13 protein-coding genes are annotated in these 15223 nt (G+C 71.2%); 10 read left to right on the plus strand and 3 right to left on the minus strand.

Annotation, left to right across the window (positions count from 1 at the left end; translation table 11 throughout):
• Window positions 1-20 precede the first annotated feature (20 nt).
• Window positions 21-287 (minus strand): 30S ribosomal protein S20, encoded by a 267-nt coding sequence (gene rpsT / locus JOC24_RS12985; protein WP_014156344.1) that lies wholly within the window; start codon window positions 285-287, stop codon window positions 21-23.
• Window positions 288-502: 215 nt separating this feature from the next.
• Here rpsT and lepA point away from each other — a divergent pair, with 215 nt between their 5' ends.
• The 4 genes from lepA (at window position 503) to hemW (ending at window position 7989) form a co-directional block, all read left to right on the plus strand.
• Complete coding sequence (gene lepA / locus JOC24_RS12990) at window positions 503-2377, plus strand: translation elongation factor 4 (RefSeq protein ID WP_205020372.1); 1875 nt, start codon at window positions 503-505, stop codon at window positions 2375-2377.
• A 299-nt stretch (window positions 2378-2676) separates the two neighbouring features.
• A complete protein-coding gene (locus JOC24_RS12995; RefSeq protein ID WP_205020373.1) occupies window positions 2677-4566 on the plus strand; it encodes an AMP-dependent synthetase/ligase in 1890 nt (629 codons plus the stop codon).
• Window positions 4567-4740: 174 nt separating this feature from the next.
• Entirely contained in the window at window positions 4741-6699 is a 1959-nt protein-coding gene (locus JOC24_RS13000; RefSeq protein WP_205020374.1) for an ATP-binding SpoIIE family protein phosphatase, read from the plus strand.
• Window positions 6700-6756: 57 nt separating this feature from the next.
• Complete coding sequence (gene hemW / locus JOC24_RS13005; RefSeq protein WP_205020375.1) at window positions 6757-7989, plus strand: radical SAM family heme chaperone HemW; 1233 nt, start codon at window positions 6757-6759, stop codon at window positions 7987-7989.
• 43 nt (window positions 7990-8032) lie between these two features.
• Here the strand turns inward: hemW and JOC24_RS13010 are convergent, their stop codons facing one another.
• Both JOC24_RS13010 and JOC24_RS13015 read right to left on the minus strand, forming a co-directional pair.
• Window positions 8033-8851: a DUF3097 domain-containing protein gene (locus tag JOC24_RS13010; RefSeq protein ID WP_205020376.1), complete on the minus strand. Its 819-nt coding sequence runs from the start codon at window positions 8849-8851 to the stop codon at window positions 8033-8035.
• A gap of 25 nt (window positions 8852-8876) precedes the next feature.
• The gene (locus JOC24_RS13015; protein WP_205020377.1) at window positions 8877-9599 is read right to left on the minus strand and encodes an MBL fold metallo-hydrolase; all 723 of its coding nucleotides are present in this window, start codon (window positions 9597-9599) and stop codon (window positions 8877-8879) included.
• A gap of 165 nt (window positions 9600-9764) precedes the next feature.
• On the opposite strand from JOC24_RS13015, the gene hrcA reads away from it, so the two are divergent.
• The 6 genes from hrcA (at window position 9765) to JOC24_RS13045 (ending at window position 15221) form a co-directional block, all read left to right on the plus strand.
• Entirely contained in the window at window positions 9765-10781 is a 1017-nt protein-coding gene (gene hrcA, locus JOC24_RS13020) for a heat-inducible transcriptional repressor HrcA (RefSeq protein WP_205020378.1), read from the plus strand.
• Window positions 10782-11921: a molecular chaperone DnaJ gene (gene dnaJ / locus JOC24_RS13025; RefSeq protein WP_205020379.1), complete on the plus strand. Its 1140-nt coding sequence runs from the start codon at window positions 10782-10784 to the stop codon at window positions 11919-11921.
• 121 nt (window positions 11922-12042) lie between these two features.
• Window positions 12043-13116, plus strand: coding sequence for a nitronate monooxygenase (locus JOC24_RS13030; RefSeq protein WP_205020380.1), 1074 nt, complete (start codon window positions 12043-12045; stop codon window positions 13114-13116).
• Window positions 13113-13859 (plus strand): 16S rRNA (uracil(1498)-N(3))-methyltransferase, encoded by a 747-nt coding sequence (locus JOC24_RS13035; RefSeq protein ID WP_205020381.1) that lies wholly within the window; start codon window positions 13113-13115, stop codon window positions 13857-13859. The genes JOC24_RS13030 and JOC24_RS13035 overlap by 4 nt, the downstream gene beginning before the upstream one ends.
• Before the next feature lie 81 nt (window positions 13860-13940).
• Window positions 13941-14300: a histidine triad nucleotide-binding protein gene (locus JOC24_RS13040; RefSeq protein ID WP_205020382.1), complete on the plus strand. Its 360-nt coding sequence runs from the start codon at window positions 13941-13943 to the stop codon at window positions 14298-14300.
• Between the two features lie 12 nt (window positions 14301-14312).
• Window positions 14313-15221 carry a ribonuclease Z gene (locus tag JOC24_RS13045; protein WP_205020383.1) on the plus strand — a complete coding sequence of 303 codons (909 nt, stop codon included), beginning with the start codon at window positions 14313-14315 and terminating at the stop codon, window positions 15219-15221.
• Window positions 15222-15223 lie beyond the last annotated feature (2 nt).

Consider the following 15223-nt stretch of genomic DNA (forward strand, 5'->3'; position numbering starts at 1 on the left):
CCGGCGATCACATCAGTAGCTCAGCCCTGGAGGGCGGCAACCTTGAGAGCCAGCGCCGACTTCTTGTTGGCGGCGGCGTTCTTGTGGATGACACCCTTCGAGACAGCCTTGTCGAGCTGGCGGGAGGCGTCACGGACGGCCACAGTGGCCTTCTCGACGTCACCGGCAGCGGCAGCCTCACGGGCCTTGCGGATCGAGGTCTTGAGCGAGGACTTGACGGCCTTGTTGCGCAGGCGCGCCTTCTCGTTCGTCTTGTTCCGCTTGATCTGGGACTTGATGTTCGCCACGAAAGAGCCTTTTCAGGTTCGTTGGATCTTCTATGTGCGCCACGCGGCTTCTGAGGGCCACGAGGCACAGCTGCCCACGGTAGCAGCCACCCTCGGACCGGCCCAAACCGGTCCCGGCCCCGCAGGCGTGGGACCATGGAGGCTACGTATCGATCCGTCCGACCCGACATCGACCCGAGACACGGCGTCCGGCGTCTCAAGAATCAGGACCCTGCGTGCCCGCGACTCCTACCAACGTGCCCGAGCCGAGCCGTACCGACCCGGCGCTGATCCGTAACTTCTGCATCATCGCGCACATCGACCACGGCAAGTCGACCCTTGCCGACCGGATGCTCCAGCTGACGGGAGTGGTCGACCAGCGGCAGATGCGCGCCCAGTATCTCGACCGGATGGACATCGAGCGCGAGCGCGGCATCACCATCAAGTCCCAGGCCGTACGGCTGCCGTGGGCGCCCACCGAGGGTGAGGACAAGGGCGCGACCCACATCCTCAACATGATCGACACCCCGGGCCACGTGGACTTCACCTACGAGGTCTCCCGTTCCCTGGCCGCGTGCGAGGGCACCGTCCTCCTGGTCGACGCGGCCCAGGGCATCGAGGCGCAGACGCTCGCCAACCTCTACCTGGCGATGGAGAACGACCTCACCATCGTCCCGGTGCTCAACAAGATCGACCTGCCCGCGGCGCAGCCGGAGAAGTTCTCCGAGGAACTGGCCAACCTCATCGGCTGCCAGCCCGAGGACGTGCTCAAGGTCTCCGCGAAGACCGGTGTCGGCGTGGACGCGCTGCTCGACCGGGTCGTCCGGGACGTTCCGCCCCCGGTGGGCCAAGCCGACGCCCCCGCCCGCGCGATGATCTTCGACTCCGTCTACGACGCGTACCGCGGTGTCGTCACCTACGTCAGGGTCGTCGACGGGCAGCTCAACAAGCGTGAGCGCATCCGGATGATGTCGACGGGCGCCACCCACGAACTGCTGGAGATCGGTGTCTCCTCCCCGGAGATGACCCCGGCCGACGGCATCGGCGTGGGCGAGGTCGGCTACATCATCACCGGTGTGAAGGACGTCCGGCAGTCCAAGGTCGGTGACACCATCACCTCCCTGAACAAGGGGGCGACCGAGGCGCTGGGCGGCTACAAGGACCCCAAGCCGATGGTGTTCTCCGGGCTCTACCCCCTGGACGGCTCCGACTACCCGGACCTGCGCGAGGCGCTGGACAAGCTCCAGCTCAACGACGCCGCCCTGGTGTACGAGCCGGAGACCTCGGCCGCGCTCGGCTTCGGCTTCCGCGTCGGCTTCCTCGGCCTGCTGCACCTCGACGTGATCCGTGAGCGCCTCGAGCGCGAGTTCGGCCTCGAGCTCATCGCCACCGCCCCCAACGTGGTCTACCGCGTGGAGATGGAGGACGGCACGGAGCACATCGTCACCAACCCGAGCGAGTTCCCCGAGGGCAAGATCGACAAGGTGCACGAGCCGGTCGTGAGGGCCACGGTCCTGGCGCCCAGCGAGTTCATCGGCGCGATCATGGAGCTGTGCCAGAACCGGCGCGGCACCCTGCTCGGCATGGACTACCTCTCCGAGGACCGGGTGGAGATCCGCTACACCCTGCCGCTCGCCGAGATCGTCTTCGACTTCTTCGACCAGTTGAAGTCGAAGACCCGCGGTTACGCCTCCCTCGACTACGAGCCCACGGGCGAGCAGTCGGCCCAGCTGGTCAAGGTCGACATCCTGCTGCACGGCGACAAGGTCGACGCCTTCTCGGCGGTCACGCACAAGGACAAGGCGTACGCGTACGGCGTCCGGCTCGTCGCCAAGCTGCAGAAGCTCATCCCCCGGCAGAACTTCGAAGTGCCGATCCAGGCCGCCATCGGTTCCCGGGTCATCGCCCGTGAGACCGTCCGAGCCATCCGCAAGGACGTCCTCGCCAAGTGCTACGGCGGTGACATCTCCCGTAAGCGGAAGCTGCTGGAGAAGCAGAAGGAAGGCAAGAAGCGGATGAAGATGGTCGGCAACGTGGAGGTGCCGCAGGACGCGTTCATCTCCGTCCTGTCGACCGACGAATCCGCCGGCGAAAGCAAGGCCAAGAAGTAGAGGGCGAGGCCGCGAAGTAGCGGCCGACCCGTCCCGCCCGGGAGTACGCCTTCGGGCGCGTCCGGGACGGGGCCCACGTGCCCCTGTGCCGCGGACACTCGCGGCGCAGGGGCACGGTTCGTTATCAAGCGGCGGCCTGTTGCCCCTTACGCGACGGTGCCCCGCGCTCTACTCTGATCACCACCCCGTTAGTTACTCGCCAGTTAAACAAGCAGGCCGAGCGGGAACGAGAAGCAGGACAGACGAGCAGCAGCACCCATAAGACGGTCGTAGCAATGCCCGCATGCCCGGAGGACGTCGTGAGCGACACACATACCCTGATCGATAGCCGACCGCCCTCCGTGGCGACTCTCTTCATCGACCGCGTGGCGGCCACCCCCGACGGGGAGGCCTACCGCTACCCGGTGCCGGCCGCATCGGGCCAGGGCCCGGACGAGTGGAAGTCGCTCAGCTGGGCGCAGGCCGCCGAGCGGGTCCACGCCGTCGCGGCCGGCCTGATCGCTCTGGGTGTCCAGCCGGAGGAGCGTGTCGCGCTCGCCTCGTCCACCCGCGTCGAATGGATCCTCGCCGACCTCGGCGTGATGTGCGCGGGCGCGGCGACCACGACGATCTACCCCTCCACGAACACGGAGGAGTCCGCCTTCATCCTGGCCGACTCCGACAGCCGCGTCCTGATCGCGGAGGACGCCGCCCAGCTGGCGAAGGCCCGGGCGAACAGGGACACCCTGCCCGAACTCGCGCACGTCGTCGTCATCGACCCGGCCGGCGCCGAGTCCGAGGAGGGCGACCCCGAGGGATGGGTCCTCACCCTGGCCGAGCTCGAGGCCAGGGGTGCCGAACACCTGGTGAAGAACCCGGACGCGGTCACCGACCGGGTCGCCGCGATCACCCCTGACCAGCTGGCGACCCTGATCTACACCTCGGGCACCACCGGCCGCCCCAAGGGTGTGCGCCTGCCGCACGACAACTGGTCGTACATGGCCAGGGCGACCGTGGCGACCGGCCTGATCACCGCGGACGACGTCCAGTACCTCTGGCTGCCGCTCGCGCACGTCTTCGGCAAGGTGCTCACGTCCGGCCAGATCGAGGTCGGTCACGTCACGGCCGTCGACGGCCGGGTCGACAAGATCATCGAGAACCTTCCGGTGGTCCAGCCGACCTACATGGCGGCCGTTCCCCGCATCTTCGAGAAGGTCTACAACGGGGTCGCGGCCAAGGCGCGGGCCGGCGGCGGCGCCAAGTACAAGATCTTCCAGTGGGCGTCCGGCGTCGCCCGCGAGTACGCCACGGTGTCGCAGGACAACTTCCGCCGCACGGGCAGGGCGTCCGTCCCGTTCGCGCTCGGCGCCAAGCACAAGGTCGCCGACACCCTCGTCTTCGCGAAGATCCGCGAGGCCTTCGGCGGAAGGCTCCGAGCCTGCATCTCCGGCTCGGCGGCCCTCGCCCCCGACATCGGTCTCTTCTTCTCCGGAGCGGGCATCCACATCCTGGAGGGCTACGGACTCACGGAGTCCAGCGCCGCGTCCTTCGTCAACCCGGGCGAGGCCTACCGCACCGGCACCGTGGGCAAGCCGCTCCCCGGCACCGAGGTCCGGATCGCCGACGACGGCGAGATCCTCCTGCGCGGACCCGGCCTGATGGAGGGCTACCACCGGCTGCCCGAGAAGACCGCGGAGGTGCTGGAGTCCGACGGCTGGTTCCACACCGGCGACATCGGCGAGCTCTCCGAGGACGGCTACCTGCGGATCACCGACCGCAAGAAGGACCTGATCAAGACCTCCGGCGGCAAGTACATCGCCCCCGCGGAGGTCGAGGGGCAGTTCAAGGCCGTGTGCCCGTTCGTCTCCAACATCCTGGTGCACGGCGCGGACCGCAACTTCTGCACCGCCCTCATCTCGCTCGACGAGCCGACCATCCTCGGCTGGGCGGAGGAGAACGGTCTGGGCGGCAAGCCGTACGCCGACGTGGTGGCCTCCCCGCAGGCCGTCGAGCTCATCGAGGGCTACGTGAAGCGGCTCAACGAGGGACTGCAGCGCTGGCAGACCATCAAGAAGTTCCGGCTCCTGCCGCGCGACCTCGACATCGAGCACGGAGAGCTGACCCCCAGCCTCAAGCTGAAGCGGCCGGTCGTGGAGCGCGAGTACAAGGACCTCATCGACGACATGTACGCGGGCTCCCGCGAGGCGTGACGGCCGAGGCGTGACTCCGGACCGGGGCCGGCGGGTGCGCGAGCACCCGCCGGCCCCGGCCCGTTTCCGCCCGGCCCCGGGAAGTTCCGTCACTCGGCGCTTATGGGAACGCCCGGTCTGTCACTCTGTCGAGATACGTCAGCGGCGTTTCGCGAGATCGTCAGGAGCCGCACCGTGGGGCCCATACCCTTGCAGCGGGACATCGTCCAGCGTCCCGGCGCCGTCGTCGCAGGTCAGGGCGACGACCGGCGTCCGGTCGCCCGCACGAGCCTGCCCGGCATCCCGCAGGCTTCGGCCGCGGCCCGCAGATTCGTCAGGGCCGCGCTTGCCGACTGGACCGGGCTCGGCCTGCCGACCGTCGGTGAGTTCGGCGAACGGCTCACCGACGACGCGCTGACCGTGGCCAGCGAACTGGTCACCAACGCGGTCGTGCACGCCGGGACGGCGGTCGAGCTGCTCCTCAGGCTGGAGGACTCCGCCGGACCCGAGCCCGCCGCGCTGGTGCTGGAGATCACCGACCACCATCCCGCCCGGTCGGTGCGCGACGGCCGGGCCGAGCGCCCCGACCCAGCCGAGTACGGCCGGGGACTTCAGCTCGTCGCCACCCTCGCGGAATCCTGGGGCATCACCTACCGCACCGGCCTCAAGACCGTCTGGGCCCGCCTGCCCGGTGACGACCGCTACGGACTGCCCGACACCCCGGCCGGCGACGACGCCGCCCGCGGGCGTGACCCGCGCGCCAAAGGGCCCCTCACCCCGCCGGCCGGACACGCCGCGCGCGACGACGCGGGCTGGGCCGGCCGCGGCGGGCCCTCCTTCCTCGCCGAGGCGTCCGGCCTCCTCGCGGGCCAGCTCGACGAGGACCTGGTGGCATCCACGGCGGGGCCGCTCCTGGTGCCCAGGCTCGCCGACTGGTGCGCGATATGGCTGGAGAGCGAGGGCGGTGGACCGGCGGCCGCACCCAGGCTCGCGGGGGTCTGGCACCGCGACGAGGCGCGGGCCGAGCTGCTGCGCCCCGCGCTTCAGAAGGAGCCGGTCCGCTTACCCGGGAGCGTCGGTACCCGCCCCGTGCCCATCCCGTGGCCGGGAGGCGCCACGACGGAGCGCGGGGACGTCACGGGAGCCGCGCTCGCCCACCGCATCATCTCGGGCGGGCGTACGCTCGGCGCCGTCCTCGTGGGCCGCGAGGGCACCGACCACATCCCCGACGAGGTCGCCGCGCTCCTCGCGGACTTCGTACGCAGGGTCGGCCTCGCCGTGGGCGCCGCCCGCGCCTACACCCGTCAGGCCACCATCAGCCGCATCCTGCAGCGGGGACTGCTGCCGAGCAAGGTGGCCGAGATACCCGGGGTCACCAGCGCGCTGGTGTACGAGCCGGGGGACGACGGCGTGGTCGGCGGTGACTTCTACGACCTGTTCCCGTGCCCCGGCGGCCGCTGGTGCTTCGTGCTCGGCGACGTCCAGGGCAGCGGCCCGGAAGCCGCCGTCGTCACCGGCCTCGCGCGGCCCTGGCTGCGCCTGCTGTCCCGGGAGGGCTACCGCGTAGGCGAGGTCCTCGACCGGCTCAACCGGCTCCTCCTGGACGACGCCATGGAGGCGGCCGAGGCAGCCGCTCTCATGGTCGCCGCGGCGGGCGGCCAGCAGATCCAGGGCGGCGAGCAGATGCAGGACGGCTCCCAGTCCCGCTTCCTCTCCCTCCTGTACGGCGACCTCGTGCCACAGCCGGGCGGCGGCGTGCGCTGCACCGTGGCGAGCGCCGGCCATCCGCTCCCGCTGCTGCTGCGCCCCGACGGCTCCGTACACCCGGCCGCCGAGCCGCAGGTGCTTCTCGGAGTCGTCGAGGACGTGGCGTACGGGAGTCAGAGCTTCGACCTGGCTCCCGGCGACAGCCTGCTCTGCGTCACCGACGGAGTGACGGAGCGGCGCTCGGGGCGGCTGATGTTCGACGACGACGACGGTCTCGCGCGGGTCCTCGCGGGCTGCGCGGGGCTCTCGGCAGCCGCGACGGCCGACCGGATCAAACAGGCCGTGCACGCCTTCGCCGAGCGCCCGCCCGACGACGACCTGGCCCTGCTCGTGATCCAGGTCGACGGGGACGCGGACGGGCCGGGCGCCGCCGCGGCAGCCAGGTGACAGCCGTCGAGAGGCAGGCGTGCGGGGCAGCTCCGCCGACGAGTGACAATGGACGGTATGCCTTCCGTACTGCCCGATGGTGAACCCGTGCCCGACGACGGGGCGCTGCCCCGCCATGCCCTGGAAGGCGCCGCCGGCCGGCCGCTCGGCTTCTACCTGCACGTTCCCTACTGCGCCACCCGCTGCGGCTACTGCGACTTCAACACCTACACCGCGACCGAGCTGCGCGGTTCCGGCGGCGCCCTGGCCTCCAGGGACAACTACGCGGCCCATCTGATCGAGGAGGTCCGCCAGGCCCGCAAGGTCCTCGGCGACGACCCCCGCCCCGTCCGCACGGTCTTCGTCGGCGGCGGTACGCCGACGCTGCTGCCCGCCGACGACCTCGTCCGGATGCTCGCGGCGATCCGTGAGGAGTTCGGGCTGGCCGAGGACGCCGAGATCACCACGGAGGCCAATCCGGAGTCCGTCGATCCGGCGTATCTCACGGCGCTGCGGGAGGGGGGCTTCAACCGGGTCTCCTTCGGTATGCAGAGCGCCCGGCAGCACGTCCTGAAAGTCCTCGACCGCACCCATACGCCCGGCAGGCCCGAGGCATGCGTCGCCGAGGCCCGTGCGGCCGGTTTCGAGCACGTCAACCTGGACCTGATCTACGGGACCCCCGGCGAGTCCGACGACGACTGGCGGGCCTCCCTCGACGCCGCGATCGGCGCCGGGCCCGACCACGTGTCGGCGTACGCGCTGATCGTCGAGGAGGGGACCCAGCTCGCCCGCCGCATCCGCCGGGGCGAGGTCCCGATGACGGACGACGACGTCCACGCCGACCGCTACCTGATCGCCGACGAGGCGATGGCGGCTGCGGGCTTCTCCTGGTACGAGGTCTCGAACTGGTCCCGCACGCCCGAGGGCCGCTGCCTGCACAACGAGCTGTACTGGCGTGGTGCCGACTGGTGGGGTGCCGGCCCCGGGGCCCACAGCCACGTCGGCGGGGTCCGCTGGTGGAACGTCAAGCACCCCGGGGCCTACGCGCAGGCCCTGGCCGAGGGCCGCTCGCCCGGCGCCGGACGTGAGGTTCTCGGCGACGAGGACCGGCGGGTCGAGCGCATCCTGCTGGAACTGCGGCTCGTCGAGGGCTGCCCGCTGTCGCTGCTCGCCCCCGCGGGCCTGGCGGCGGCCGGCCGCGCGGTCGCGGACGGGCTGCTGGAGCCCGGACCGTACGGCGAGGGGCGCGCGGTCCTCACACTGCGGGGCCGGCTGCTGGCCGACGCCGTGGTGCGGGACCTGGTGGACTGAGGGCACGGGCCCGGTCGTCACGGCCGGGCCCGTGCCGGGGGCGTCAGGAGGGAAGGGTGACGAAGTCGATCAATTCCTCGACACGGCCCAGCAGCTGCGGCTCCAGGTCCTTGTACGAGCCGACCCCGGAGAGAATGCGCTGCCATGCCGCACCCGTGTTCTCCGGCCAGCCCAGCGCACGGCACACGCCCGTCTTCCAGTCCTGACCGCGCGGCACCACCGGCCAGCCGGGGATACCCACGGACGAGGGCTTCACGGCCTCCCAGACATCGATGTACGGATGTCCCACCACCAGCACGTGCGCGTCGGTGACCTGGGCGGCGATCCGGGACTCCTTCGAACCGGGAACCAGGTGGTCGACCAGGACACCGAGCCGGGCGTCCGGCCCGGGCGAGAACTCCCGCACGATCGCCGGGAGGTCGTCGACGCCCTCCAGGTACTCCACCACCACGCCCTCGATGCGCAGGTCGTCGCCCCAGACCCGCTCGACGAGCTCGGCGTCGTGCCGCCCCTCCACGTAGATGCGGCCCGCCCGCGCCACCCGTGCCCGCGCCCCGGGGACCGCCACCGAACCGGAGGCCGTACGTGAGGGGCGGACGGGGCCGCCGGCCGACGGGCGCACCAGGGTGACCACCCTGCCCTCCAGCAGGAAACCACGCGGCTCCATCGGGAAGACCCGGTGCTTGCCGAAGCGGTCCTCCAATGTGACCGTCGGCCCCTGAGCCGTCTTCTCGCAGTGGATCACCGCACCGCAGAAGCCGGTGGCGGCCTCCTCGACGACCAGATCGGGTTCTGCGGGGACCTCGGGGGCGGGAGCGGACTTCTTCCACGGCGGGGTCAGATCCGGCTGGTAGCTGCGCATGGCACGACGATAAGCGGACGCCCTTTCACGACACGCCGAAGCGGGCGGCCAGTCGGGCGCGCTGCGCCCGTACGAACGCCGCGTCCACCACCGCCCCGTGTCCCGGTACGTACAAGGCGTCCTCGCCGCCGAGCTCCAGCAGCCGGTCCAGCGCCGCAGGCCAGTGCGAGGGGACCGCGTCCCGGCCCGCCTGCGGTTCGCCGGACTCCTCGACCAGGTCGCCGCAGAGCACCACGACGGGTGAGCCCGGAACCAGCACCGCGAGGTCGTGACCGCTGTGCCCGGGGCCCACATTGGCCAGCAGCACCTGGAGCCCGCCACCGAGGTCGAGCGTCCACTCGCCGCTCACCTGATGCCGCGGGGCCACCAGCGCGTCCGTCGCCGCTGTGGCGTCGGCCTCACTCATGCCGTGCCGCAGCGCGTCCGCGCGCAGTTCCGCGGCGCCCCGCCCCAGTAGATCCGCTGTGCCGACCGCTCCGTAGACCTCCGCCCCGGAGAACGCGGCCGTGCCCAGCACGTGGTCGAAGTGCGGATGACTCAATGCGATATGCGTCACCCTCCGGCCCAGCATGCCCTCCGCCTGGGAGCGCAGCTCGACGCCCTCCCGGAGCGTCGAACCCGTGTCGTAGAGCAGCACACCGTCCGCCCCGGCCACCAGCGCGGCGGTCGCGTCCCAGACGGGAAGGCGTCGCCGCCCCGTACCGTTGCCCAACCGCTCCCAGCCGAACTCTTCCCAAGAGACGTCCATACGGCGACGCTATCGGCAACGACCTGCGCAGTCCCGCGAGGGCGTGGCCGGTCGGCCTTGCCCCGGGACCACCCTCCCCCCGTACACTGACCGGGGGGATTGCTGGCACTCGAACGCACAGAGTGCCAGGCAGACGCCGGAGAACCACAGCTGGAGGTGTGCGCGGTGCTCAGTGAACGCAGACTCGAAGTGCTGCGCGCCATCGTCCAGGACTATGTCGGCACCGAGGAGCCCGTCGGCTCCAAGGCGCTCACGGAGCGGCACAGCCTCGGGGTCTCCCCGGCGACCGTCCGCAACGACATGGCGGTGCTGGAGGACGAGGGCTTCATCGCCCAGCCGCACACGAGTGCGGGGCGTATCCCGACGGACAAGGGCTACCGTCTCTTCGTCGACAGACTCGCGGGCGTCAAGCCCCTGTCGTCGCCGGAGCGCAAGGCCATCCAGAACTTCCTCGACGGCGCGGTCGACCTCGACGACGTCGTGGGCCGCACGGTCCGGCTGCTCGCGCAGCTGACCAGACAGGTCGCCGTCGTGCAGTACCCCTCGCTGACCCGGTCGACGGTCCGGCACGTGGAGTTGCTGTCGCTGGCTCCGGCCCGGCTGATGCTCGTGCTGATCACGGACACGGGCCGGGTCGAACAACGTATGATCGACTGCCCTGCTCCGTTCGGTGACATGTCGCTGGCCGATCTGCGGGCCCGGCTCAACAGCCGGGTCGTCGGACGACGCTTCGCGGACGTGCCCCGACTGGTGCAGGACCTTCCGGAGTCCTTCGAGACCGAGGACCGGGGAACCGTGTCGACGGTGCTCTCCGTCCTTCTCGAGACCCTGGTCGAAGAGACGGAGGAGCGGCTGATCATCGGCGGCACCTCCAACCTCACCCGCTTCGGGCACGACTTCCCTGTGATGATCCGGCCGGTGCTGGAGGCACTGGAGGAGCAGGTCGTGCTGCTGAAGCTGCTGGGTGAGGCAACGGATTCGGGCATGACCGTACGGATCGGGCACGAGAACGCCCATGAGGGCCTCAACTCCACGTCCGTCGTCGCGGTCGGCTACGGTTCGGGCGACGAGGCAGTCGCCAAACTCGGCGTGGTCGGACCGACCCGCATGGACTACCCCGGAACGATGGGAGCGGTACGCGCAGTGGCACGTTACGTCGGACAGATCCTGGCGGAGTCGTAAGTGGCCACGGACTACTACGCCGTACTAGGCGTACGCCGCGACGCATCCCAGGACGAGATCAAGAAGGCATTCCGTCGGCTCGCCCGCGAGCTGCACCCGGATGTCAACCCGGATCCGAAGACCCAGGAGCGGTTCAAGGAGATCAACGCCGCTTACGAGGTGCTGTCGGACCCGCAGAAGAAGCAGGTCTACGACCTCGGCGGCGACCCGCTGTCCGCCTCTGGCGGCGGCGGTGGCGCGGGAGGGTTCGGAGCCGGCGGCTTCGGCAACTTCAGCGACATCATGGACGCGTTCTTCGGCACGGCGTCGCAGCGCGGACCCCGTTCGCGCACCCGGCGCGGCCAGGACGCGATGATCCGCCTGGAGATCGACCTCTCCGAGGCGGCCTTCGGCACGACCAAGGACATCCAGGTCGACACGGCGGTCGTCTGTACGACCTGCAGTGGCGAGGGCGCCGCACCCGGCACCTCCGCGCAGACCTGTGACATGTGCCGCGGCCGTGGTGAGGTGTCCCAGGTCACGAGGTCCTTCCTCGGCCAGGTCATGACCTCCCGGCCCTGCCCGCAGTGCCAGGGCTTCGGCACGGTCGTCCCGACCCCGTGCCCCGAGTGCGCCGGCGACGGCCGCATCCGGTCGAGGCGCACCCTGACCGTGAAGATCCCGGCCGGTGTCGACAACGGCACCCGGATCCAGCTCGCGGGCGAGGGCGAGGTCGGCCCCGGCGGCGGCCCCGCCGGCGACCTGTACGTCGAGATCCACGAGCTGCCCCACGCCGTGTTCCAGCGGCGTGGTGACGATCTGCACTGCACGGTCACCATCCCGATGACGGCGGCGGCCCTCGGCACCCAGGTGCCTCTGGAGACGCTGGACGGCCTGGAGGAGATCGACATCAGGCCGGGCACCCAGTCCGGGCAGTCGGTCCCGCTGCACGGGCGCGGCATCACGCATCTGCGTGGTGGCGGGCGCGGGGACCTGATCGTGCACGTCGAGGTGATGACCCCGACGAAGATGGACCCCGAGCAGGAGCGCCTCCTGCGGGAGCTGTCCAAGCTGCGTGGTGAGGAGCGGCCCACCGGGCAGTTCCAGCCGGGGCAGCAGGGGCTCTTCTCCCGCCTGAAGGACGCCTTCAACGGCCGCTGAACCCTGTCACCGCACCGCCCGCCGGTCTCCTGCCGGCGGGCGGTGCCGTGTGTCCGGGGCCCGTTCGCAGGGGTGTGACCGCTGATTCGGCACGATCCTCCGGACGTGGCACGATGCGCTCATGTCCTTGGCGCTGACCGATCTCTGCCGGTACCCCATCGTGCAGGCCCCGATGGCGGGCGGCGCCTCCCGGCCGGAGCTGGCCGCAGCCGTGGCCGAGGCCGGCGGGATCGGATTCCTCGCCGCCGGCTACAAGACGGCCGACGGGATGTACAACGAGGTCAAGCAGCTCCGGAGGCTGACCGGGCTCGCCTTCGGCGTCAACCTCTTCATGCCGCAGCCACCGGTCGCCGACCCCGGCGCCGTGGAGGTCTACCGCCACCAGCTCGCAGGCGAGGCCGCCTGGTACGAGACCCCCCTCGGTGACCCGGACTCCAGCGGGGACGACGCCTACGAGGCCAAGGTGGCGATCCTGCTGGAGGACCCCGTACCCGTGGTCTCCTTCACGTTCGGATGCCCCACCCGTGAGGTGCTCCAGGCGTTCGCCGACGCCGGGACGCTCACCGTCGTCACGGTCACCTCACCGCAGGAGGCGCGGAACGCGCAGTGGTCGGGGGCCGGCGCCCTCTGTGTCCAGGGTGTCGAAGCGGGCGGTCACCAGTCCACGCACCGCGACGACCCGCAGGCCGGCTCCACCGGAACCGGGCTGCTTTCCTTGATCTCCGAGGTCCGCGAGTCCGTGCGGCTGCCCGTCCTCGCGGCAGGCGGACTGATGCGCGGCTCGCAGATCACCGCCGTGCTGGCGGCCGGGGCCGACGCGGCCCAGCTCGGTACGGCGTTCCTGCCCTGCCCCGAGTCCGGGGCACACCCGCTGCACAAACAGGCCCTGACCAACCCGCTGTTCGTGACCACGGCCCTGACCCGTGCCTTCTCCGGGCGTCCCGCGCGCGGGCTGGTCAACCGGTTCGTCCGGGAGCACGGCCCGTACGCCCCCGCCGCCTACCCGCAGGTGCACCAGCTGACCAGCGGGCTGCGCCGGGCCGCCGCCGAGGCAGGGGACGCCCAGGGGATGGCCCTGTGGGCGGGCCAGGGACACCGGCTGGCACGCGAGCTGCCCGCCGGGGAGCTCGTGGGTCTGCTCGCCGCCGAAACGGAAGCCGCGCGTGCGGCAGTGAGTGTGAGGAGTGCCCAGTGACGGCACCGGTCTTCGTCGTCGAACAGCTGCCCGGGGGGCCGGAGTTCGTCCTGGACGGACCCGAGGGACGGCACGCCGTCTCCGTGAAGCGGCTGAACCCGGGGGAGGACGTGGTCCTGACCGACGGGCGGGGACGCTGGGCGGAAGGTGTCGTACGGGCGGCCGAGGGCAAGGACCGGCTCGTGGTCACCGGTCTCGAGAGCGTCCACGAGGAGCCCGCGCCCACCCCGTTCCTCACCGTCGTCCAGGCCCTGCCCAAGGGCGACCGCGGCGAGGTCGCCGTGGAGACGATGACCGAGACGGGCGTCGACGCGATCGTGCCCTGGCAGGCCGCGCGCTGCATCACTCAGTGGAAGGGCGACCGGGGGCTCAAGTCCCTCGCCAAGTGGCGCAGCACCGCGCGTGAGGCGGGGAAGCAGTCGCGCCGGGTCCGCTTCCCCGAGGTGGCGGAGGTCATGACGACCAGACAGGTCACCGCCCTGCTGGCCGCCGCGGACTTCGCGGGCGTCCTGCACGAGGACCGGGCCGGCGACAGCGAGCCGCTCGCCACCGCCGGACTCCCCGCCCACGGCACCGTCGTGCTGGTCGTCGGCCCGGAGGGCGGGGTGTCCCCCCAGGAACTCGCCGCCTTCGCCGAGGCGGGGGCACCCGCCTACCGGCTCGGCCCCAGTGTCCTGCGCACCTCGACCGCCGGGACGGCCGCGGCGGCACTGCTGATGGGACGCACCGGGCGCTGGAGCTGAGAGCCGCCCCGTGCCCCGGCCCGGGCCGATAGCATGCCGGTGTACTGATCACGAGGACCGAACGACCGAGGAGGCCGGGCCATGGCGGGAGAGCCGCAGACCGACTGCCTGTTCTGCAAGATCGTTACCGGGGACATCCCGGCGACCATCGTCCGCGAGAGCGAGACGACCGTCGCCTTCCGCGACATAAACCCCCAGGCCCCGACACACGTCCTGGTCATCCCCAAGGCGCACTACCCGGACGCCGCCGCGCTCGCCGCCGGCGACCCGCAGACCGCCGCCGACGTGCTGCGCGAGGCGGGACTGGTCGCCGCCGACGAGAAGATCACCGAGAGCGGATACCGCATCGTCCTCAACACCGGTGCGGGCGCAGGCCAGACCGTCTTCCACGCGCACGCCCACGTCCTGGGTGGCCGCGGGATGCAGTGGCCCCCCGGTTAGGGCCCCTCACCCGTGTCCGTACGAGAACTCGTGGTCCTCGGCACCGCCAGCCAGGTGCCGACCCGTCACCGCAACCACAACGGCTATCTGCTGCGCTGGGACGGACAGGGCATCCTCTTCGATCCCGGTGAGGGAACTCAGCGGCAGATGCTGCGGGCGGGCGTCGCCGCGCACGACATCGACCGCATCTGCGTCACGCACTTCCACGGCGACCACTCGCTGGGTCTGGCGGGGGTGATCCAGCGGATCAACCTCGACCGGGTCCCGCACCCCGTCACCGCCCACTTCCCGGCGAGCGGACAGCGCTTCTTCGACCGGCTGCGGTACGCGACGGCCTACCGCGAGTCGGTCGAGCTGACCGAGGCCCCGGTTGCCGCGGACGGCGTCCTCGCCACCACCGACGCGTACACCCTCGACGGCCACCGGCTCTCGCACCCCGTCGAGTCCTACGGCTACCGCCTCACCGAGCCCGACCGGCTGCGCATGCTGCCCGCGAAGCTGGCCGAGCACGGCATCACGGGGCCCGACGTCGGACGGATCCAGCGGGACGGAGTCCTGCGCGGCATCCCGCTGGACGAGGTCTCCGAGACCCGCCGCGGACAGCGCTTCGCGTTCGTCATGGACACCCGGCTCTGCGACGGCGCCTTCGCCCTCGCCGAGAGATGCGACATGCTGGTCATCGAGTCGACGTTCCTCGACGAGGACGGCCGGCTCGCCGCCGACCACGGCCACCTCACCGCCGGCCAGGCGGCCCGGGTGGCGACGGAGTCCGGCGTACGGCACCTCGTGCTGACGCACTTCTCCCAGCGCTACACCGACCCCGACGCCTTCGAACGCCAGGCCAGGGCAGCCGGTTTCGAAGGCGAACTGACCATCGCCCAGGACCTGATCAGGGTCCCGGTACCCACCCGCCACACGTAACG

This window comes from Streptomyces sp. HB132 (assembly GCF_016909575.1).
GTDB lineage: Bacteria > Actinomycetota > Actinomycetes > Streptomycetales > Streptomycetaceae > Streptomyces.